Origin of the sequence: Bifidobacterium platyrrhinorum (assembly GCF_010667645.1) — a bacterium.
Lineage (GTDB): Bacteria > Actinomycetota > Actinomycetes > Actinomycetales > Bifidobacteriaceae > Bifidobacterium > Bifidobacterium platyrrhinorum.
Genome location: NZ_WHZV01000002.1, coordinates 93,964 through 114,539, shown reverse-complemented (window position 1 = coordinate 114,539; position 20,576 = coordinate 93,964). Strand labels below are relative to the sequence as shown.

16 protein-coding genes are annotated in these 20,576 nt (G+C 66.5%); 10 read left to right on the top strand and 6 right to left on the bottom strand.

Annotation, left to right across the window (positions count from 1 at the left end):
- Window positions 1–58 precede the first annotated feature (58 nt).
- The 3 genes from zwf (at window position 59) to pgl (ending at window position 3,634) form a co-directional block, all read left to right on the top strand.
- Window positions 59–1,597 carry a glucose-6-phosphate dehydrogenase gene (zwf, locus tag GFD21_RS03825; protein ID WP_163196624.1) on the top strand — a complete coding sequence of 513 codons (1,539 nt, stop codon included), beginning with the start codon at window positions 59–61 and terminating at the stop codon, window positions 1,595–1,597.
- Window positions 1,594–2,592: a glucose-6-phosphate dehydrogenase assembly protein OpcA gene (locus tag GFD21_RS03820; protein ID WP_163196623.1), complete on the top strand. Its 999-nt coding sequence runs from the start codon at window positions 1,594–1,596 to the stop codon at window positions 2,590–2,592. The genes zwf and GFD21_RS03820 overlap by 4 nt, the downstream gene beginning before the upstream one ends.
- A gap of 157 nt (window positions 2,593–2,749) precedes the next feature.
- Window positions 2,750–3,634, top strand: a complete 885-nt coding sequence (pgl, locus tag GFD21_RS03815; protein ID WP_163196622.1) for a 6-phosphogluconolactonase — start codon at window positions 2,750–2,752, stop codon at window positions 3,632–3,634.
- An 831-nt stretch (window positions 3,635–4,465) separates the two neighbouring features.
- Here pgl and GFD21_RS03810 read toward each other — a convergent pair.
- Together GFD21_RS03810 and GFD21_RS03805 are read right to left on the bottom strand one after the other, a co-directional pair.
- On the bottom strand, window positions 4,466–5,533 hold the full coding sequence (locus GFD21_RS03810) for an alpha/beta hydrolase (RefSeq protein ID WP_163196621.1): 1,068 nt from the start codon (window positions 5,531–5,533) through the stop codon (window positions 4,466–4,468).
- A 1-nt stretch (window position 5,534) separates the two neighbouring features.
- A complete protein-coding gene (locus GFD21_RS03805) occupies window positions 5,535–6,977 on the bottom strand; it encodes a sugar porter family MFS transporter (protein WP_163196620.1) in 1,443 nt (480 codons plus the stop codon).
- A gap of 261 nt (window positions 6,978–7,238) precedes the next feature.
- On the opposite strand from GFD21_RS03805, the gene GFD21_RS03800 reads away from it, so the two are divergent.
- Entirely contained in the window at window positions 7,239–8,114 is an 876-nt protein-coding gene (locus GFD21_RS03800; protein WP_163196619.1) for a helix-turn-helix domain-containing protein, read from the top strand.
- Window positions 8,115–8,454: 340 nt separating this feature from the next.
- Here GFD21_RS03800 and gndA read toward each other — a convergent pair whose 3' ends face one another.
- Complete coding sequence (gndA, locus tag GFD21_RS03795) at window positions 8,455–9,912, bottom strand: NADP-dependent phosphogluconate dehydrogenase (protein ID WP_163196618.1); 1,458 nt, start codon at window positions 9,910–9,912, stop codon at window positions 8,455–8,457.
- 408 nt (window positions 9,913–10,320) lie between these two features.
- Here gndA and GFD21_RS03790 point away from each other — a divergent pair, with 408 nt between their 5' ends.
- The 4 genes from GFD21_RS03790 to nrdF all read left to right on the top strand — a co-directional run bounded on the left by GFD21_RS03790 (window position 10,321) and on the right by nrdF (window position 14,731).
- On the top strand, window positions 10,321–10,584 hold the full coding sequence (locus tag GFD21_RS03790; protein WP_163196617.1) for a glutaredoxin family protein: 264 nt from the start codon (window positions 10,321–10,323) through the stop codon (window positions 10,582–10,584).
- Between the two features lie 212 nt (window positions 10,585–10,796).
- Complete coding sequence (gene nrdI / locus GFD21_RS03785; RefSeq protein WP_163196739.1) at window positions 10,797–11,288, top strand: class Ib ribonucleoside-diphosphate reductase assembly flavoprotein NrdI; 492 nt, start codon at window positions 10,797–10,799, stop codon at window positions 11,286–11,288.
- A gap of 57 nt (window positions 11,289–11,345) precedes the next feature.
- Window positions 11,346–13,490, top strand: coding sequence for a class 1b ribonucleoside-diphosphate reductase subunit alpha (gene nrdE / locus GFD21_RS03780; protein WP_163196616.1), 2,145 nt, complete (start codon window positions 11,346–11,348; stop codon window positions 13,488–13,490).
- Between the two features lie 248 nt (window positions 13,491–13,738).
- Complete coding sequence (gene nrdF, locus GFD21_RS03775; protein ID WP_055426806.1) at window positions 13,739–14,731, top strand: class 1b ribonucleoside-diphosphate reductase subunit beta; 993 nt, start codon at window positions 13,739–13,741, stop codon at window positions 14,729–14,731.
- Between the two features lie 52 nt (window positions 14,732–14,783).
- Here the strand turns inward: nrdF and GFD21_RS03770 are convergent, their stop codons facing one another.
- A complete protein-coding gene (locus GFD21_RS03770) occupies window positions 14,784–15,140 on the bottom strand; it encodes a transcriptional regulator (protein WP_163196615.1) in 357 nt (118 codons plus the stop codon).
- Window positions 15,141–15,145: 5 nt separating this feature from the next.
- A complete protein-coding gene (locus GFD21_RS03765; RefSeq protein ID WP_163196614.1) occupies window positions 15,146–15,844 on the bottom strand; it encodes a hypothetical protein in 699 nt (232 codons plus the stop codon).
- 326 nt (window positions 15,845–16,170) lie between these two features.
- Here GFD21_RS03765 and GFD21_RS03760 point away from each other — a divergent pair, with 326 nt between their 5' ends.
- Window positions 16,171–17,364 (top strand): pyridoxal phosphate-dependent aminotransferase, encoded by a 1,194-nt coding sequence (locus GFD21_RS03760; protein ID WP_163196613.1) that lies wholly within the window; start codon window positions 16,171–16,173, stop codon window positions 17,362–17,364.
- 11 nt (window positions 17,365–17,375) lie between these two features.
- On the opposite strand, the gene GFD21_RS03755 is transcribed toward GFD21_RS03760, so the two are convergent.
- The gene (locus GFD21_RS03755; RefSeq protein ID WP_163196612.1) at window positions 17,376–18,632 is read right to left on the bottom strand and encodes a putative ABC transporter permease; all 1,257 of its coding nucleotides are present in this window, start codon (window positions 18,630–18,632) and stop codon (window positions 17,376–17,378) included.
- A gap of 223 nt (window positions 18,633–18,855) precedes the next feature.
- Here GFD21_RS03755 and GFD21_RS03750 point away from each other — a divergent pair, with 223 nt between their 5' ends.
- Complete coding sequence (locus GFD21_RS03750) at window positions 18,856–20,544, top strand: beta strand repeat-containing protein (RefSeq protein WP_225431637.1); 1,689 nt, start codon at window positions 18,856–18,858, stop codon at window positions 20,542–20,544.
- Window positions 20,545–20,576: the final 32 nt, after the last annotated feature.

The following is a 20,576-nucleotide window of genomic DNA, read 5'->3' as shown; positions in this document are numbered from 1 at the left end:
CGAACATTTCACTCAGCCGTCGGCGATACCTCACCGGCGGCTATTACTCTTGAGCGGTATGAGTGGGAATTCCAATTGGACCAATCCGTTGCGCGACCCGCGCGACCTGCGCCTGCCGCGCATCGCGGGCCCATGCTCGCTGGTCATCTTCGGCGTGACCGGCGATCTGGCGCAGAAGAAGCTGCTGCCCGCCGTCTACGATCTGGCCAACCGCGGCCTGCTGCCGCCAAGCTTCGGCCTGACCGGCTTCGCGCGCCGCGACTGGACGCAGGAGCATTTCATCGAGTTCGTGAAGACGGCCGTCAAGGCGCGCTGCCGCACGCCGTTCAAGGAGTCGACGTGGAACAACCTCGCCGCCGGCATCCGGTTCGTGCGCGGCACGTTCGACGACCCCGAGGCGTTCGAACGGTTGAGCGCCACCGTGCAGGAGCTCGACCGCGACCGCGGCACGCGCGGCAACCACGCGTTCTACATGTCGGTGCCGCCGCGCGCATTCCCGATCGTGTCCAAGCAGCTGGCCGCCTCCGGCCTGTCGCGCTCCTCGGAAGGCGCGTGGCGTCGCGTCATCATCGAGAAGCCGTTCGGCCATGACCTCGCCAGCGCGAAGGAGCTCGACCGCGTCGTCTCCGAGGTGTTCGACCCGAGCTCGGTGTTCCGCATCGACCACTACCTCGGCAAGGAGACCGTGCAGAACCTGCTGGCCCTGCGCTTCGCGAACGCGATGTACGAGCCGGTGTGGAACGCGAACTACGTGGACCACGTGCAGATCACGATGGCCGAGGACATCGGCATCGGTGGCCGCGCCGGCTACTACGACGGCATCGGCGCCGCGCGCGACGTGATCCAGAACCACCTGCTGCAGCTCATGGCCCTGACCGCCATGGAGGAGCCGGTGAGCTTCACCGCGAAGGACCTCACGGCCGAGAAGACCAAGGTGCTCTCCGCCGTGCGCCTGCCCAAGGACCTCGCCGCCAACACGGCGCGCGGCCAGTACGCGAAGGGCTGGCAGGGCTCGCACGAGGTCGTCGGCTATCTGGACGAGAAGGGCATCGACCCGAAGTCCACCACCGAGACGTACGCGGCCATCCGCCTCGACATCGACACGCGCCGCTGGGCGGGCGTGCCGTTCTACCTGCGCACCGGCAAGCGCCTCGGCAAGCGCGTCACCGAGATCGCGGTCGTGTTCAAGCGCGCGCCGCACCTGCCGTTCGAGCAGACCGCCGTGCGCGAGCTCGGCAAGAACGCGATCGTGATCCGCGTGCAGCCGGACGAGGGCGTGACCATGCGCTTCGGCGCGAAGGTGCCGGGCGGCACCACGATGGAGGTCCGTGACGTGAACATGGACTTCAGCTACGGCCGCTCCTTCACCGAGAACTCGCCGGAGGCCTACGAACGCCTGATCCTCGACGTGCTGCTCGGCGACCCGCCGCTGTTCCCCACCACCGAGGAAGTGAACCTGAGCTGGAAGATCCTCGACCCGATCGAGGAGTTCTGGTCCACGCTCGGCCAGCCGCAGCCGTACCGCTCCGGCACGTGGGGCCCGGCCGAAGCCGATGAGATGCTGGCGCGCGAAGGCCGCCATTGGAGGATGCCATGATCATCGATATGCCGAACACGCGCACGCGCGAAATCGCCCATAAGATCGACGAACTGCACGAGGAGCGCGGCGAATCGGCGACGGGCCGCGTGCTCACGCTGCTCATCGCCACCGACGACGCGGATCTCGAGCACGCGCTCGAGATCGCCAACGCGGCGAGCCGCGAGCACCCGTGCCGCGTCATCGCCATCGTGCCGGACCGGTCGCGCCGCGAGGGCGACACGGCCGACGACGACGTCAAGGCGATGGAGAAGACCGACAACCCGGCCATCGACCTGACCGACGGCCCGGCGGAGTCGAACCTCGACGCGCAGGTGCGCTTCGGCGCGGACGCCGGCGCGGGCGAGATCATCATCCTGCGCCCCCGCAACGGCCTGATCAACCACCCGGACACGCTCGTCATCCCGCTGCTCGTGCCGGACGTGCCGGTCGTCGCCTGGTGGCCGACCACGCCGCCGTCGAACCCGGCGAAGGACCTCATGGGCGCGATGGCCCGCAGCCGCATCACCGACGCGATGCGTTCCAGCAACCCGGAGGCGACCATCGAACGCCTGCGCCGCAGCTGGACGCCGGAGGACATCGACCTGTCGTGGACGCGCCTGACCGTGTGGCGCGGCCTGCTCGCCTCGATGCTCGACCAGCCGCCGCACCTGCCGATCACGGCCGCGAAGGTGACCGGCCCGAAGGAGTTCCTGCCGATGGACCTGCTGTGCGCGTGGCTGCGGCTCAAGCTCGGCGTGCCGGTCGACGTGGAGTACGTGGACGGGGCCGAGGCCGTGACCGGCGTGTACCTGACGCGCGCGGACGGTGTGGTGTCGCTGGAACGCCCGCACGAGGACCAGGCGCTCATCTCGACACCCGGCCAGACGCCGCAGGCGATCTCCGTGCCGGTGCGCACCATCGAGGACTGCCTGACCGAGGAACTGCGCCGCATCGACCCGGACGAGATCTACGCCGAGGTCATCAACGAGGGATGGGACCTGATCAGGCATTGATTGGTCGCTAGGTCAACCGGCCCGCTGACCGGTTGACCTGTCGACCTGTCGACCGGTGATCCGCCCGTTTTTTCGCGCGGCCCGTTCCCTGCCGGAGCGGGCCGCGCATTGCAATATCACGCGCATATCGCGCGCATCGCCGATGAAGGAGTTTCGTATGGCAAACCGCACACTTGTCGTCTACCCGGACAAGTCCGTGATGATCCAGGCCGGCGCACGCCGTCTCGTCCTGGCGCTGCTGGATGCGTTGGACGAACGGCTGGCGGACGGCTCGCGCCGCACGCGCGTGGATGTGGCGCTCTCCGGGGGTTCGGCGGCCCAGCCGCTCGGCCTGATGGCGGCCGACCCGCTGGCCGCCTCGATCGACTGGTCGCGCGTCCACTTCTGGTTCAGCGACGAACGGTTCGTGCCCGCCGATTCCGCCGACCGCAACGCGGTCGAGGCGCGGCGTCTGCTGCTGGACGGTCTGGTGGCCGCCGGATCGTTGCCCGAGGCGAACATCCACGAGATGCCGGCCGATACGCGCCCCGACGAAGAGATCGCGAAGGTCACGGCCGATGCGGAAAGCGCCGACGAGTTCGTACGCTCGGCCGCCGACACGGAGAACGCCGCGCTCGTGGACGCAGCCGCCCGCACGTACGAGACGGAGCTGATCCGTGAAATGGGCCCGGAGCCGGTGTTCGACCTGATGATCCTCGGCATGGGGCCGGACGGTCATTACGCCTCGCTGTTCCCGAAGTCGTCCGGGCACTCGGAGGTGCTGGTGCGCGACCGACTGACGGTCGGCGTGACCCACTCCCCCAAGATGCCGCCGCTGCGCGTCTCCCTGACGGCCCCGCTGATCGCCCGCTCGCGACGCACCTGGTTCTTCGCCGCCGGCGCCGGCAAGGCGGAGGTGCTCGCGCACGTGTTCGCCGCGGGCGGCGACGTGCCGGCGGGCGACATCGTACCCGCCGGAGACCCGGAGTACCCGTCCTCCTTCGCCGGCGGCAACGACGAATTCACCTGGTTCACCACCGAGGAGACCGTCGTCAAGCTGTAAGGGCCGTGCGGCCCGTACGGCCACAGGAACCGTATGGCCTGACCGTATGGCCCCGTGGCCCGTATGACCGGTATGGGCCATGGCCATAAGGACCGTGGACTTCATGCGGGTCCACGTTCCGCATCCCGTACCGACCCTCTCCGTTCTCTCCGTGAATTCGCCACAGGCCCCGTGCGAACGCACCAAACGGATGGCAACGAGTTCGGAGCCGATATGCAACATCCTCCCCCATGCGTACGTGCTGAATAAGGAGACGAACGTGCGGAGTTTGGACGCAACGTGCGGAATTCCCGCATAACGTGCGGAGTTTGCGGGGCAAGATGCGGAGACAGGTGCTGAAGAAGCCCGGAATTCCGCCATCTCCATGACTATGGAATGGCGGAATTCCGGGCTTTCGTTGTCCGAAGACCATCGCCGGAACGGCGTCTTTCAGGGTCTACCTCCGCACGTGGAACCCCAAACTCCACACGTCACACGTAAACTCCACACGTTATTGCCGCGACTCCACACGTTCGCCCATCCATCCGCCCTGTGCCCATGCGCGCCGTGCCCCATCCGTTGTTGAATTATGTCTATAACTTGAAAACCGTCTGTGTCCATGCGCGCCATGGCCTATCGCCCACACACGTGCATGCGCCCGAACGCGCGGTATATGTGCAATGGCGTATTGCAGCGGCGTATGTGCAAACGCACCGACGACGCGCATAGACGCCGACATATGGCGGGGGGGGGGGGGGGGGGGGGGGGGGGGGGGGGGATGCGATTCGACTCGCATCCCCCCCCCGCCCATCCCGCTGGCTATGCCGCGGCCATCAGCTCAGCCAAACCGCATCAGGTGGTGGCACGGTAGCTCGGGCGCATGCGCCCGTAGACGAACTCACGGATCCCATCGAGCAACGCCTCGCTTTCCGGCAGCCACGTCTGCCCCACGGGGAAGACATGCCCGAGGGTCAGCCCCTTGGGCGGCACCACGTCGTGGATCTCGCAGACCACGCCATTGCTGCGCAGATGCCCGGCGAAGAACAGGCTCTCGTGCTCGAGGAAGTCGTCGGAGCTCGTGGTGAGGAACACCGGCGGCAGCAGGCCGGAGGCGGCCAGCCCGCGTGCGGAGAGCAGTTCGGCGGGCACGCGTTCCACGGTGGTGTCGAAGAACGTGCCGCCCATCGCGTCGAGGTACGGCAGGATCGAGACGTCGCCTTCATGGTGCACGATGCCATCCACGTCGAACAGGCCGGAGAAGAACACGGCGGCCGCCGGCGTGATGGCCGGCACGAGCACGTCGGTGCCGGGGCCGAATCCGAACGCCTTCGCCAGTTCCGGGCCGTTGAGGATGGCCGTCGCGTATTCGCCGAGCGTCGCGCCGGCGGAGTCGCCCGCGATGACGATGGTGTCCGGGTCGACCGGGTAGTCGGCGAGGTGCCGTTCCAGCCAGGCCAGGCCGTGCATGATGTCGGCGAGCTGGTCGCGGAAGTCGGCGGTGGGCGCCAGGCGGTAGCCGAGCGAGAACACGGCGAACCCGCGCGCGGCCAGATGCGTGCCGAAGTTGCGGTTCAGGTCCTTGTACCCGTAGACGAAGCCGCCGCCGTGGATGTCCACGATGACCGGCAGCGACGTGCCGCCGCGCAGGAGCGCGTCATGCGGCAGGTACACGTCGAGGCAGTGCGCCTTGCCCTGCGCCGTGGCGCCGTCGCCGTCCGGCAGGTACGGCACGTCGGCGAACACGTCGACGCCTTCCGGGTCGTGCCACACGTCGCAGCGCACGGAGTCCACGGCGAGGCCGAAGTCCTTGCGCGTCCGGATGGCGACTTCGCGGGCCGCGCCCGTCACGCCGTCGAGATCCTCGTCCACCGGGGTCCAGTTACGGATGCGGTCGACGTTTTCCTTCGTATCGGCGACCATGTCACTCCGCCTTCATGTCTTCGAGCTTGACGCCCGCGGTCTCCGGCAGCGCCTTGACCACGAAGACGAGGCCGAGGAGCGCGAACACCGCGTAGATCGCGTAGATGTTGCCGATGCCGACCATGCCCTTGAGCGGCGGGAAGGTGTTGGACACCAGGAAGTTGCCGACCCAGTTGACGGCGGTGGCGACGGCCACGCCGAGCGCGCGGATGTCGTTCGGGAAGATCTCGCCGATGACGACCCACATGGCCGGGCCCCAGGTGAGGCAGAACGTCAGGTAGAACGCGTAGACGGCGGTCAGGGTGACCGGGCCCCACGCGCCCGGCAGGGAGATGCCCGCGTCGGTGACGGTGGCCTGGTAGAAGCCGAGGCTGGCGATGGCGAGGAACACGGTCATGCCGATGGAACCCCACTTGAGCAGGTTGCGGCGGCCGACCTTGTCGACGATGAACATGGAGATCACGGTGACGACCACGGCGGCGATGGTGCGGTACACGCTGATGTTCAGCGCGGCCTGCTCGGTGAAGCCGACGGACTTCCACAGGCTGGAATCGTAGTAGAGGATGATGTTCACGCCGCACAGCTGCTGGAGGATGGCGATGCCCATGCCGATCCACACGACCTTCTTGAGGCCGAAGGTGTGGCCCTTGAGGTCGCCCAGGCGGGCGACGTGCTCGCTCTGCATGGTGCGGCGGATCTCGGCGACCTTCGCCTTCGGGTTCGATTCGCCGACGATGTGCTCGAGGATATCGGCGGCCTTGTCGTCCTTGCCCTTCATCACGAGGAAGCGCGGGGATTCGGGCAGCTTGAACGACACGACGAGCATGATGACGGCCGGCACCAGCATGGACAGCAGCATCCAGCGCCAGGTGCTCATGCCGAACCAGAACGGCTCGTCGGCGCCGCCGGAGGCGCCGGCGTACACGGCGTTGACGATGACGGAGGCGAGGATGCCGAGTGCGATGGCGAGTTGCTGGAAGCTGCCGAGGAAGCCGCGCATCTGCGAAGGCGCGATCTCGGCGATGTAGGCCGGTCCGATGACGGAGGCGAGGCCGACGCCGAGGCCGCCGACGATGCGGAAGACGACGAACACCCAGATGTTCGGCGCGATGGCCGAGACGATGGAGCTGGCGATGAACAGGATCGCGGCGATGAGGATCGTGGGCACGCGGCCGAGACGGTCGGCGATCTGGCTGGTGAACCATGCGCCGAGCACGCAGCCGAGCAGGGCGCACGACACGGAGAAGCCGCTCATGCCGCTGCTCAGGCCGAATCCGGACGTGGTGCCGGCGATGGAGTCCACCGCGCCGTTGATGACGGAGGTGTCGTATCCGAACAGGAATCCTCCCACCGCGGCGCACAGGCACACGATGATGATCCGTCGTTTGGTGGCCGGGTCCAGCGTCTCCTGGGACGCCGTGGCGGCCGAAGTCGTTTGCGACATTGCTTTGCCTTCCTTGGTTTCCACTGTATTCCCTCGACGACCGGTCGGTGGCTGCCTCGCCATGTCCGCGTCGTCATCCTCCACGATAGGGGACACGTCACGGCGGAAACTGCACTTTTGTGATGCCGCCGGAATCGTTCTGTGACGGATTCGTCACGGCGGGCGTGGTCCGCGGCGACGCGCGGCGACGGCCGCACGGCCCGTGTGCGACGATGGTACCGGCGATACGCCGTTCGACTGCATAGGCGCGAAGGAGGGCCGATGGACAACGGATTCGATGCGGTGCGCGGTCCCGTGCTGGACAAGGACTTCTGCGAGCAGGCCATGTATTCGTCCAAGTACCTCGCGCTGATCCTGGTGCATCGCGAACGCGAGATCGTGCCGGCGCATTGGCATTCCGGATTGGAGATCAACTATGTGGTCGAGGGGTCCGGCACGGTGACCGTCGACGAGCGCGTGGAGCCGCTGAAGCCCGGAAAACTGTGCATCAGCAGCCCCTACGCCGTGCACAGCTTCGTGACGGAGAACCGCGACGGCCGGCCGCCGCTCATCGTGTCGGTGAGTTTCGACGGGGAGCGCGTGAAGCAGGTCTACGGGTTCGCCGAACGGTTCCTGCTCTCACCGGACGCGCCGGGCGCGACCGACGAGGACCGCGGCAGGATGATCTCGCTGTGCCTCGAGATGCTGGACGCGACGAGCTCCATCGCTCCGGAGACGCCGCTGCGCATCAACGCGCTGCTCTACGAGATGCTGTACCTCGCCTACCGCAGGTTCGTGGTCGGGCCGCGCAGGCACCCGATCACCCGCAACGGCAGAAATGTGATACAGCCGATCATCGGCTATCTGGAGTCGCATCACGCCGAACCGCTCACGTCGGAGGAGCTGGCCCGGCGGTTCGGGTACAGCCGCGAGCATTTCAGCCGCGTGTTCAAGGAGGGCACCGGCATCGGGTTCAAGGAGTATCTCACCGGATTGCGGCTCGAGGACGCCTACCAGCAGCTCATGTACCGCGACGTGCGCAGCCTGTCGCGCATCGCCGCGGACGCCGGCTTCCCAAGCGTGCGCATCTTCTCCACCGCGTTCCGACGCCGTTACGGTGCGTCGCCGTTGGAGTACCGCAACGCCCATCCGCGGTGAGCGGCGGGACGGGCGCGGGAGAGACATCCGCGCCACGCGCCGGCCTCGCGGCATCCGCCCCGCCGTGCGATTCCCATGCGGTTTTCGCGCGCGATTCCCTGTGCGCGAAAACCGCGCGCGATTTAGCGGTTGAACGCATGAAACCCGCGCGAAAGGTGATTCCGCGCGGGTTTCATGCTTGTAAGGCCAAGAGGAGTTTTACTCCTCGATCTCAGGCTTGCCCTCTTCGATCGGCAATTAAGGACTCGCCTGACGGCGAGACTCAATGCCGGTGCGGCGGCACAGCCGCCGCACACCGAGCCGGCCGGAGAGCCCACCGGGCTCTCCTCAAGCCGGAAGATCAGCCCTGCTGCTCTTCCGGCTTGCCCGGCTCGGCCCACAGCGTGTGGAACACGCCGGGCTTGTCGACACGGCCGTAGGTGTGGGCGCCGAACAGGTCGCGCTGGGACTGGGTCAGGGCGGTGGGCAGGCGCTTGGAACGCAGCCCGTCGTAGTACGCCAGCGAGCTGGAGAACACCGGGGTCGGGATGCCCGCCTCCACGGCCTTGACGATCACGCGACGCCACGCGTCCTGCGATTCGCCGATGATCCTCTCGAAGTACGGGTCGAACAGCAGCGAGGCCGGCGGGTTGTCGCCCTTGAACGCCTCGGTGATGCGGTCGAGCAGGAACTGGGCGCGGATGATGCAGCCGCCACGCCAGATGCGCGCCACCTCGGACAGGTCGATGTCCCAACCGTACTCCTTCGCGCCGTCCTGGATCTCGTTCAACCCCTGCGCGTAGGCGACGACCTTCGAAGCGAACAGCGCACGACGCACGTCCTCGACGAACGCGGCGCGATCCTCGCCGCCCAGGTCGATGGTCCTGTCCGGGCCGGCCAGGTTCTCCCGCTGGGCCGCCTCGCGCAGCTCGCCATGCGAGGAGAGCGCGCGGGCGAACACGGCCTCGCCGATCGAGGCGACCGGGGAACCGAACTCCAGGCCGGTCTGCACCGTCCACGTGCCGGTGCCCTTCATGCCCGCATGGTCGACGACCACGTCCACGAACGGCTTGCCGGTGGCCGCGTCCCTGTGGTGCAGCACCTCGGCGGTGATCTCGATCAGGTAGGAGTCGAGGTCGCCCTTGTCCCACTCGTCGAACACGCCGGCGATCTCCTCGGCCGTCATGCCCAGGCCGCGGCGCAGGATGTCGTACGCCTCGCCGATCACCTGCATGTCCGCGTACTCGATGCCGTTATGCACCATCTTCACGAAATGGCCGGCGCCGTCGGTGCCGATATGCGTCACGCACGGCTCGCCGTTCACCTTCGCCGCGATCGACTCCAGGATCGGCCCCAACGTCTTCCAGGATTCCGCGGTGCCGCCGGGCATCAGGCTCGGGCCGTTCAACGCGCCCTCCTCGCCGCCGGACACGCCGCAGCCCACGAAATGGAAGCCCTTGGCGCGCACCTCCTTCTCACGACGGATCGTGTCCTTGAAGAACGAGTTGCCGCCGTCGACGATGATGTCGCCCGGCTCGAACACCTCCTCGAGCTGTTCGATGACCGCGTCGGTCGGACCGCCGGCCTTGACCATGATGATCGCGGTGCGCGGACGCTTCAGCGACGCGGCGAACTCCTCCAACGTCCTGGCCGGAACGAACGCGCCCTCCGTGCCATGCTCCTCCATGAGCTTCTCGGTGCGCGAGTAATGGCGGTTGAACAACGCCACCGTATTGCCGTGATGCGCGAGATTGCGGGCCAGGTTCGAACCCATCGCCGCAAGTCCGATCACACCGATGTTTGCCGTAGCTTCGGCCATTTGCCTTGCCTTTCAGTCGACGTCGCCCACGTTGCGGCGCGGCCGCCGGTTCCGGCGTCCCGCGTCGCGCCGCGGGCATGTTTTCCCGGGTAAAAGTCTATCCCGACGTGCGCCGCCACGCGAGTGCCGTCTTACCGGTTCACGATTCCCGTGACGACGGAATCGTGAACCGGAGGAACGTTCGATGTGACGAAGGTGACATTTTTCGTTTCCGGCCGTCCATGGCCGCGGCCGCGCCGCCGTCGCGGACGGCGTGTCCGCCGTGATTCCAACGTTTTGCCACCATTCCCCAGAGACACTACATCTAGCGAAATCACCTACGACACGCCACTACGGATAGTGTTTACTCGCGCATCAATCCCCGATAGGCTATCCCCCGACCATCGCCCAGACCGATCGGAGACCATCATGACCGTCACCGTGTTCACCAAGCCGCGTTGCCCGCAGTGCGACGCCACCAAGCGCCAGCTGAACAAGCTCGGCATCCCGTTCGAGACGGTCGATCTGACGGAGAACCCGTCCACGCTGGAGCAGCTGCAGCAGGCCGGCTTCCAGCAGGCGCCGGTCGTCATCACGCCGGACAACTCGTGGACCGGATACCGTCCGGACCTCATCCGCGAGCTCGCGAAGTCCGCGGTCGCCGCGCAGGCCGAGCACGTCGTCGCCGCATGAGCGCGGCGCCGAAGGTGAGCGGCGGCACGGGAAACGGCCTGTCCGGACTGACCGGAGCGGCGCCCGTCCGTCGTGCGGGCACGCACGACCTGTCCGCGCTGACCGGCGCCGCGACGGTTGGCCGGCGACCTGCCGATGCGGCGGCGCACCATGACGCCGACGCCGACCCCGCGCACGCACGCCGCCGCAGTGCGCCCGTCGCCCTGCACGGGATGAGCGAGACTCCGGAACATGACGACGCGACGCCCGGCGAACCGGAAACCACGGCGGCGCAGGGCAAGGCCAAGGCGATCGGCGCGCTAGTGTACTTCTCCTCCGCATCGGAGAACACGGCCCGGTTCGTCGCCGGATTGAAGCTCGGCGAGGCCGGCATCAACGTGTACCGCATCCCGCTCAAGCCGAACGCGCCACTGCTGAACGTGCGCGAACCATACGTCATCATGGTGCCGACCTACGGGGGCGGCGACGCGCGCAAGGCCGTGCCGCCGCAGGTGAAGCGGTTCCTCAATCACGCGGGCAACCGCGCGTGGATCCGCGGCGTGATCGCCTCCGGCAACACGAACTTCGGCACCGCGTACGGCGCGGCCGGCGACATCATCGCCGCGAAATGCCGAGTCCCGTACCTGTACCGCTTCGAGCTGATGGGCACGCGCGAGGACTCCCGCAAGGTGCGCGACGGCCTCGTCAGGTTCTTCACGCGATGAGGACGTGCGCACGACGCGACAGCCGAAACAACAACCGACCGAAAGACCAACACTTCCATGACCACCACCTACGATCCGTCGACCGACTACCATGCGCTGAACGCGATGCTCAACCTGTACGACGAGCACGGCCTCATCCAGTTCGGCAAGGACAAGGAGGCCGAGCGCGCCTACGTCGCGAACGAGATCGAGCCGAACACGAAGCGCTTCGCCACGGCCGGCGAGCGTCTGCGCTGGCTCATCGACCATGACTACTATGACGGCGACGTGTTCGCCCGCTACGGCGCTGACTTCCTCGAATCGTTCTACACGCACGCCGCGGCGGCGAACTTCGAGTTCGAGACGTTCCTCGGCGCGTTCAAGTTCTTCCGCTCCTACGCGCTGAAATCGTTCGACGGCAGGACGTATCTCGAGGACTTCCCGCAGCGCTGCGCGGCGGTCGCCCTCGACCTGGCCGCCGGCGACGAATCCGCCGCCACCGCCTACCTCGACGAGATGCTCGCCGGCCGCTTCCAGCCGGCCACGCCGACGTTCCTCAACCTCGGCAAGGCGCAGCGCGGCGAGCCGGTGAGCTGCTTCCTCGTGCGCATCGAGGACAACATGGAGTCGATCTCGCGCGGCATCAACGCGGCCCTGCAGCTGTCGAAGCGCGGCGGTGGCGTAGCGCTGCTCCTCTCCAACCTCAGGGAACTCGGCGCGCCGATCAAGCACATCGAGAACCAGTCGAGCGGCGTCGTGCCGGTCATGAAGCTGCTCGAGGACTCGTTCTCGTACGCGAACCAGCTGGGCGCACGCCAGGGCGCGGGCGCCGTGTACCTCAACGCGCATCATCCGGACATCATGCGCTTCCTCGACACGAAGCGCGAGAACGCGGACGAGAAGATCCGCATCAAGTCGCTTGCGCTGGGCGTGGTCGTGCCGGACATCACGTTCGAGCTCGCCAAGCGCAAGGAGCGGATGGCGCTGTTCAGCCCGTACGACGTGGAGCGCGTGTACGGCAAGCCGTTCGCCGACATCTCCGTCACCGAGAAGTACGACGAGATGGTGGCCGACGACCGCATCAGGAAGACGTACATCGACGCGAGGAAGTTCTTCACGACGCTCGCCGAGCTGCAGTTCGAATCCGGCTACCCGTATCTCGTGTTCGAGGACACGGTGAACCGCGCGAACCCGATCGACGGCCGCGTGACGATGTCGAACCTGTGCTCGGAGATCCTGCAGGTGCAGGAGGCGAGCGTCTACCGCGAGGACCTCTCCTACGAGCACGTGGGCCGCGACGTGTCGTGCAACCTCGGCTCGCTCAACATCGCGAAGGCGATGGACGGCGGCCTCGCCGGCACGGTCGAGACGGCGATCCGCGCGCTGACCGCGGTCGCCGAGCACACGTCGATCGAGGCGGTGCCGTCGATCCGCCGCGCGAACGACGAGGGCCACGCGATCGGCCTCGGCCAGATGAACCTGCACGGCTTCCTCGCGCGCGAGGGCCTGCGTTACGGCTCCGACGAGGCGCTCGACTTCACCGACATGTACTTCATGACCGTCGCCTACCACGCCTACCGCGCGTCGCACGATCTGGCGGTCGAGCGCGGCAAGGCATTCGTCGGCTTCGAGCGTTCGGACTACGCGAAGCCGGCCGGCGCGGGCAACTACTTCGACAAGTACACGGACGGCAGCGCCCCCGCCGCGCCGCGCACGGAGCGCGTGCGCGAGCTGTTCGCGCGCTATGGGGTCGCGGTGCCGACCGTCGCCGATTGGGAGGCGCTGCGCGACGCGATCCTGCGCGATGGGCTGTACAACCAGAACCTGCAGGCCGTGCCGCCCACCGGGTCGATCTCGTACATCAACCACTCCACGTCGTCGATCCACCCGATCGCCTCGAAGATCGAGATCCGCAAGGAAGGCAAGATCGGCCGCATGTACTACCCGGCGCCGTACATGACCAACGACAACCTGGAGTACTTCCAGGACGCCTACGAGATCGGCTGGCAGGCGATCGTCGACACGTACGCGGCCGCCACGCGCCACGTCGACCAGGGTCTCTCGCTCACGCTGTTCTTCCCGGACACCGCGACCACGCGCGACGTGAACAAGGCCCAGATCTACGCCTGGCGCAAGGGCATCAAGACCCTCTACTACATCCGCATCCGCCAGCAGGCGCTCGAAGGCACCGAAGTGCAAGGCTGCGTCTCCTGCATGCTCTGATGGAATCGGGCGCGACGGAGCGTCATCGGCGTTGCTCCTCGGTCGACGTACCTTCGTACGTCTTCCCTCGGTGCGCCTTGATGCCGCACACGTCACGTCCGATTCCATGGGACCGACCATGAAACCGACAGGAAGGGGAACATCATGTCGAAAACCGTATACCGGATGATCCTGCGCCTGACGGCGCCCGAGGAATTCACCGAACAACGCAACGAAAACAACGACGACAAGTAGCAAGGAGAGGAACCATGGCGCCGATTTCCGTGCCGCGCAAACCGCTGAAGCTCATCGACCGCGTCTCCGCGATCAACTGGAACCGACTCGAGGACGAGAAGGACCTCGAGGTGTGGGACCGCCTGACCGGCAACTTCTGGCTGCCGGAGAAGGTGCCGGTCTCGAACGACATCCCCTCGTGGCAGTCGATGAGCGAGGAGGAGCACACGCTCACGATGCGTGTGTTCACCGGTCTGACCCTGCTCGACACGATCCAGGGCACGGTCGGCGCGGTCTCGCTGATCCCGGATGCACTCACCCCGCATGAGGAGGCCGTGTACACGAACATCGCGTTCATGGAGTCCGTGCACGCGAAGTCGTATTCGTCGATCTTCTCCACGCTGTGCTCGACCGAACAGATCGACGCCGCGTTCGCGTGGAGCGAGGAGAACGAGTACCTGCAGAAGAAGGCGCAGATCGTGCTCGACTACTACGAGGGCGACAGCCCGCTGAAGCGCAAGGTCGCCTCGACGCTGCTCGAGTCGTTCCTCTTCTACTCGGGCTTCTACCTGCCGATGTACTTCTCCAGCCATGCGAAGCTCACGAACACGGCCGACGTGATCCGCCTCATCATCCGCGACGAGGCCGTGCACGGCTACTACATCGGCTACAAGTACCAGAAGGGTCTGGAGCTGGCGAGCGAGGCGAAGCGCGAGGAGCTTCGCGAGTACACGTACGACCTGCTCAACGAGCTGTACGACAACGAGGTGGAGTACACCGAGTCGCTGTACGGCGGCGTGGGCCTCGTCGACGACGTGGAGAAATTCCTGCGCTACAACGGCAACAAGGCGCTGATGAACCTCGGCTACCCGGCCCTGTTCCCGGCGGAGATCTGCGACGTGAACCCGGCGATCATCGCGTCCCTGTCGCCCAACGCGGACGAGAACCACGATTTCTTCTCCGGTTCCGGCTCCTCCTACGTGATGGGCAAGGCCGAGGAGACCGACGACGACGATTGGGACTTCTAAGGGACGCCCCCGGTTCACGATTTCCGCCGATACGGAATCGTGAACCGGGGGCCTATAGCACGTCCCCTCCGGCGATGGCCTGCAAGGCGGCCAGATGCCCGGCGAGCGCCCGGCGGCCTTCGGGCGTGATGGCCGCCCAGGTGACCATGTGACGGGTCGATTCGCCCGGCCGCTTGACCAGGGCGATGTACCCGTCGCCGGCGAGCGTGTTGAGGTGGCGGGAGCACATCGCGTCGCTCAGCCCGAGCGCCTCGCGGATGTCGGCGAAGCGCATCTCCCTGACCGAGGAGAGCAGTCCGCAGATGCGCAGACGCGTCGGCTCGTGGATGACGGCGTCGAACCGGGGTTCGACCGCGCCGGCACCACGCCCCTTGCCCGAGCCCGGCGCCTTGCCCGTATCACCGCCCATGGCGTTCACCGCCCCTCCTTCTTGATCGTCGCGACGAAGTAACGATCGTACAGGTAATCCCAGAGGGCGAGCACCGCGCCCATCACGACGCCGACGAGCATGGGCATCTCCGGCAGCGCCGACTGATGGAGCATCCACCACAGCAGCAGGACGAACACGCCGATCTGGACGATGAGCTGCGCGATCAGCACGACCCACATGAACGTGTTCCGTGGCCGCAGTTCGCCCATGAACACGCTGTAGTCGGAGCCGATCTGGCGTTTGCGCCACTCCCCCAATTCGAACAGCGCGTAGCACAACGCGACGGCCGCGGCCATATACGACGCCGATTCGAGCAACGGGAACCGGGCCTCCACGAGCCAGCCGTCCGCATCGAATTCGATGACGGCGAACTGCGCGAACAATTGCGCACACAGCAGGTACATGACCCCGGCGATCACGCCGTTGACCGGATACCACCATTTCGGGGGCATCAGCCGCTCGGCGTTGCCGTCACGGTCGGCGGCTATCTGGTCCAGCGCCGCCGCGGCCGCCGCCGGGTCGATGGCGGGCGATGGAGCGTCGGCCCGGTTATCGGCCAAGTTCAGGGGGCCAACGGCTGCGCTTGATGCATCGGCGCCGGCAAGGCCGACGGTCTTGACGGTTCCGGCGGTGGCATGGGTCGCTTCGGTAATTCCGACGGCATTCAGAGGTGTCGTGGCCATGATGGGACTCCTTGTGTCCATAACGGCGCGCCTGTGGCGGCGCGCGAAACGTTCCGTGCGATGGGTTGGTGATTACACAAGCGAATGGTGATTCGACCGGGAGAAGATGACGTTGTCGACATAATCAGTATATCACTTTACTTGCATGAAAGTAAAGTGATATCCGCCGATTCCGGTCCACGATTTTTCCAGAGCGACAATCGTGAACCACGAGACAGGCCCACCACTATTCCAACCGCGCCTGCCACATCAACGGAATCGTGGACCGTTCCGACCGGCAAACGGTGGTTGAATAGGGGTATCTGACTTCGAACAAGGAGCGACCCATGATCAACGAGGAATACAAGGCGATGCTGGGCGGCAAGTCCGTCATCCGCGAGCTGAGCGAATACGCCACCGCCCGCGGCAAGGAGATCGGCTACGAGAACGTGTTCGACTACTCGCTGGGCAATCCGAGCGTGCCCGCCCCGCCGGACTTCGCGAAGACGATGGTCGACCTGTACGAGCACGGCGACCCGGTCGCCATCCACGGCTACTCCCCGTCGCTCGGCATCCCGTCCGTCAAGGAGGCGATCGCCGATTCCCTCAACCGCCGCTTCGGCACCAACTACACCGGCAACCACATCTTCCCGACGACCGGCGCGGCCGGTGCGCTCGCGCACGCGATGCGCGCCGTCACCAAGCCCGGCGACGAGATCATCACGTTCGCGCCGTACTTCCCCGAATACCAGCCGTACGTAAACGGCACGGGGGCGCACCTGACCGTCATCCCCGCGGACACCGCGAACTTCCAGATCAACTTCGACGCGTTCGAGGCGGCGCTCAACCCGAACGTGCAGGCCGTGCTCATCAACACGCCGAACAACCCGTCCGGCGCGGTCTACTCGGCCGAAACGCTCAAGCGCCTCGCCGCGATCCTGACCGCCAAGCAGACCGAATACGGCCACGACATCTTCCTCATCAGCGATGAGCCGTACCGCGAGATCGTGTTCGACGGCAACACGCAGCCGTACCCGGCGAACTTCTACGCGAACACGCTCACCTGCTACTCGTGGTCGAAGTCGCTCTCCCTGCCGGGCGAGCGCATCGGCTACGTGGCGGTGAACCCGTCCGCCACCGACGCCGACCTGCTCGTGCCGATGATGGGCCAGATCTCGCGCGGCACCGGCCACAACTGCCCGCCGAGCTCGATCCAGCTGGGCGTCGCGAAGGTGCTCGATGAGACGAGCGACCTGAGCGTGTACGAGACGAACATGAACCTGCTGTACGACGCGCTCACCTCGATCGGCTTCGACGTGGTGCGCCCCGGCGGCACGTTCTACATCTTCCCGAAGGCGCTCGAGGAGGATGCGACCGCGTTCTGCCTCAAGGCGAAGGAGTACGACCTGATCCTCGTGCCGTCGGAGAGCTTCGGCGTGCCCGGCTACTTCCGCATGGCCTACTGCATCGACACGGAGAAGGTCAAGCGTTCGATCCCCGCGCTCGAGAGGTTCGCCCACGAACAGTACGGCCTGAACTGATTCCCGGCCGGCTACACCCTGCCGGCCTTGCTCGGGTCGATGCTCATCGTCTGGAAGCGGTTCGCCATGTACCCGTCGCCGAAGTGCGTGGCGAACCATTGGGTGATGGGCGAATCCTGCGGGAGTCCCGCCATGCGGCCGTACCAGCAGTCGAGCGCCATCAGCGTGAACACGATGTCGACGAGCATCAGCACGGCGCACACGGCGGTGAGCGAGTATCGCACCTTCCACGGGATCCGGTTGATGAGCGCGAGCAGCCGGGGCAGGATCCAATGCACCCATACCACGCCGATCAGTCCCCAGAAGACCATGTACTTGCCGGACGTGCGCCCGTCGATCGACAGCCACTGCCCGGTGTAGTCCCATGCGGTGATGCCGAACGCCACCTCCATGAACCAGCTGGTGGCGTATTCGAACGCACCGCCGATCACCGCGGATGCGCAGAAGATGAGGAACGGATTCGACTTCCACAAGCGGTTCAGCGCCACGGTGACGAGCACCGCGCCGCACCCGTAGATCGGCGAGAACGGGCCCCAGAGCAGGCCTGCGCGGTCCTGGAGTTCGCCGTGGTACATCGCGAAGTGGTACACGGTCTCGATGGCGAGGCCGAACACGCACGCCACGGTGAACAGCCAGAAGATGTTGAAGAAGTCAAGCGCGATATAGCCTTTGCCGGACGGATCGCGGCCGAGCATGCCCTCCTTGACCGCCGTATCGTAGGCGTCGCGGTCGTCCATGCGCTTGAGCGCGCGCTGGAGCCGTCGCTCCTCGGCGAGCCCGGGGTCGCACGCGATGGACACGGCGACGAGGATCGCCATGCGCACGCCCGGCGCGACGAGGTTCGCGCCGAGGCCGTCGAGCGCGAGCGACAGCATGCCTTCGGCGAGGGTGACCGGCATGAGCACGTACGCCCATCGGGCGGCGTAGCGTCGCCGATTGCACAGCAACAGCACGCCGAACACGATGAGCGCCGCGGCGTTGGCGATGAGCACGAGCGCCTGCAGTCCGGTGAGGATGGCGGTCAGGCTGGCCGCATGGAACGTGAGTTCGCCGCGCATGATCGCGCGCACGGCGGCGATGCTCGCCAGCACGACGATCGGCAATGTGACGAGACCGTCGAGCAGCACCAGCACGCCGTACATGCGGATGAGCCACGGCAGCCGCCGCGCATCAAGCCGGTCCTGTTCGTCGAGTTCGGCGGCGACGAGGTCGGCCACCACCGCCGACTCCTCGCCCGACGCCGTGCTTCCGGTTGGCGACTTCCCCATGCCGGCTCCTTCCCACGCACGATGCCAACAGGCTAACATGCCGGTTACGCGCCCACGCTTTCAGGAAACATCCAAGAACCGTTCAGAGGTCCCTTCGCAAGGTCGCAGACGACCCGCACGTTCATGCAAGCCCTTTCCCCGATACCGGCGGTGTACTGATACCAGCAGGCACGAAAGGCCCGCCACCGCAAGCATCGCGGCGGGCACGACGAAAGGCACGACCATGAGCATCAGGAACACCTCCGGCAAGCGGCGGAGCGGCACCACCTCCACAAGCTTCCGCGCATCGCGCGAATCCTCCCGCACCCCCGGAGGATCCCGCAACACACGCCACATCCGCGGCACCCGCACATCCCGCACCGCGCAGGTGACGACCGGCAAGCTCGCCGCCATCGCGGCCGGCACGGCGCTTATCCTCGGCTTCGGCGGCGGAGCGGCCGGCACGGCCATCCTCCACCGCACGATGGGTGGTGACGTCATCATCACCAGCGGAATGAACGGCACCCCCGGCGGCGCGAACACGATGACCTACGACTACTCCGGCACCTACACCGCCACGCTCACCGCCGACGGCAAGGAGGTCACGGCGGACGGCGAGACGACCTCCGCCACCGACGCCGACCAGAACGCCGCGCTCGCGCAGAACGGCGGCACGCTCACCGTGTCGAACGGCACGCTCACGAAGTCGGGCGATTCCGACAACGCCGACAACAACAACTTCTACGGCACGAATTCCGTCTCCCTGACCGTCGGCGAGGGTTCGAAGACCGTCATCGACGGCTCGGAGGTCACGGCGGATTCGTCCGGATCGAACGGCGTCTTCGCGACCGATTCGGGCACGGCGCTCGTCTCGGAGACGTCGATCTCCACCACCGCCGACAACTCGCGCGCGCTCGACGCGACGTACGGCGGCACGATCCTCGCCGGTTCCGTCACGGCGGACACGAAGGGCGACCACAGCGCGACGGTCGCCACCGACCGCGGCGGCGGTTCGATCTCGCTCAACGACGCCGACCTGACGACCGCCGGCTCCGGCTCACCGCTCCTCTATTCGACCGGCGACGTGCAGGTGACGAACGTGACGGGCACGTCCGCCGGCTCGCAGATCGCGGGCATGGAGGGCCTCAACACGATCCTCATCAAGGATTCGACGCTGACGAGCACCGTCACCGGCAAGACGGCGAGCGACCCGGTCGCCAACGGCGTGATCATCTACCAATCCACCTCCGGCGACGCCGAGGCCACGACCGGCGAACACGCCACGTTCCAGGCGGCCGACTCCACGCTGAAGTCGTCGATCGAATCCGGTTCGATGTTCTACTTCACGAACACCACCGCCGATGTGGTCCTGTCCAACACCACGCTCGACTTCGATTCGTCGAAGGCGGCGCTCATCACCGCGGCCGGCAACGACGCGAACAACTGGGGGTCCGCCGGGTCGAACGGCGCGACCGTCACGTTCACCGGACGCAATCAGACGCTCGACGGCACGGTGAGCGCCGACACGATCTCGTCGGTCACACTCAATCTGCTGGATGGTTCCACGTGGAACGGTTCCGCGTCCATCGCGAAGAACGCGAACGCGACCGACGAGTCCAAGACGGATGCGCCGATCACGGTGAACGTGGACGGCACCTCCACCTGGACGGTGACCGACGACACCACCGTCTCCGCGCTCAACGTGGCGGACGGCGGCAAGGTCGTCGACGACAACGGCGACACCGTCACCATCAAGGCGGGCGGCAAGACGGTGGTCAAGGGCGACGGCGACGTGACGGTCACTGTGACCGGCGACTACACGACCACATTGCCCGATGCCGCCACCGGCGACGGCACCACGCTCGCCACCGACCTCATCGACCGCTCCGACTACGACACCCGGTTCGGCACCTCGACCGGCTGGACCATGTGACCGACACGATTCCGGACCGGCGGACCGGTTCG

Excerpts from the sequence above, each read along its gene's own strand:
- nrdE (WP_163196616.1), top strand. The coding sequence starts at position 11,346 with ATGACCACCACCTACGATCCGTCGACCGACTACCATGCGCTGAACGCG.
- GFD21_RS03755 (WP_163196612.1), bottom strand. The coding sequence starts at position 18,632 with ATGGGGAAGTCGCCAACCGGAAGCACGGCGTCGGGCGAGGAGTCGGCG.
- GFD21_RS03810 (WP_163196621.1), bottom strand. The coding sequence starts at position 5,533 with ATGGTCGCCGATACGAAGGAAAACGTCGACCGCATCCGTAACTGGACC.
- gndA (WP_163196618.1), bottom strand. The coding sequence starts at position 9,912 with ATGGCCGAAGCTACGGCAAACATCGGTGTGATCGGACTTGCGGCGATG.
- nrdF (WP_055426806.1), top strand. The coding sequence starts at position 13,739 with ATGGCGCCGATTTCCGTGCCGCGCAAACCGCTGAAGCTCATCGACCGC.
- pgl (WP_163196622.1), top strand. The coding sequence starts at position 2,750 with ATGGCAAACCGCACACTTGTCGTCTACCCGGACAAGTCCGTGATGATC.
- GFD21_RS03770 (WP_163196615.1), bottom strand. The coding sequence starts at position 15,140 with ATGGGCGGTGATACGGGCAAGGCGCCGGGCTCGGGCAAGGGGCGTGGT.
- nrdI (WP_163196739.1), top strand. The coding sequence starts at position 10,797 with ATGAGCGAGACTCCGGAACATGACGACGCGACGCCCGGCGAACCGGAA.
- zwf (WP_163196624.1), top strand. The coding sequence starts at position 59 with ATGAGTGGGAATTCCAATTGGACCAATCCGTTGCGCGACCCGCGCGAC.
- GFD21_RS03760 (WP_163196613.1), top strand. The coding sequence starts at position 16,171 with ATGATCAACGAGGAATACAAGGCGATGCTGGGCGGCAAGTCCGTCATC.
- GFD21_RS03790 (WP_163196617.1), top strand. The coding sequence starts at position 10,321 with ATGACCGTCACCGTGTTCACCAAGCCGCGTTGCCCGCAGTGCGACGCC.
- GFD21_RS03805 (WP_163196620.1), bottom strand. The coding sequence starts at position 6,977 with ATGTCGCAAACGACTTCGGCCGCCACGGCGTCCCAGGAGACGCTGGAC.
- GFD21_RS03765 (WP_163196614.1), bottom strand. The coding sequence starts at position 15,844 with ATGGCCACGACACCTCTGAATGCCGTCGGAATTACCGAAGCGACCCAT.
- GFD21_RS03820 (WP_163196623.1), top strand. The coding sequence starts at position 1,594 with ATGATCATCGATATGCCGAACACGCGCACGCGCGAAATCGCCCATAAG.
- GFD21_RS03800 (WP_163196619.1), top strand. The coding sequence starts at position 7,239 with ATGGACAACGGATTCGATGCGGTGCGCGGTCCCGTGCTGGACAAGGAC.
- GFD21_RS03750 (WP_225431637.1), top strand. The coding sequence starts at position 18,856 with ATGAGCATCAGGAACACCTCCGGCAAGCGGCGGAGCGGCACCACCTCC.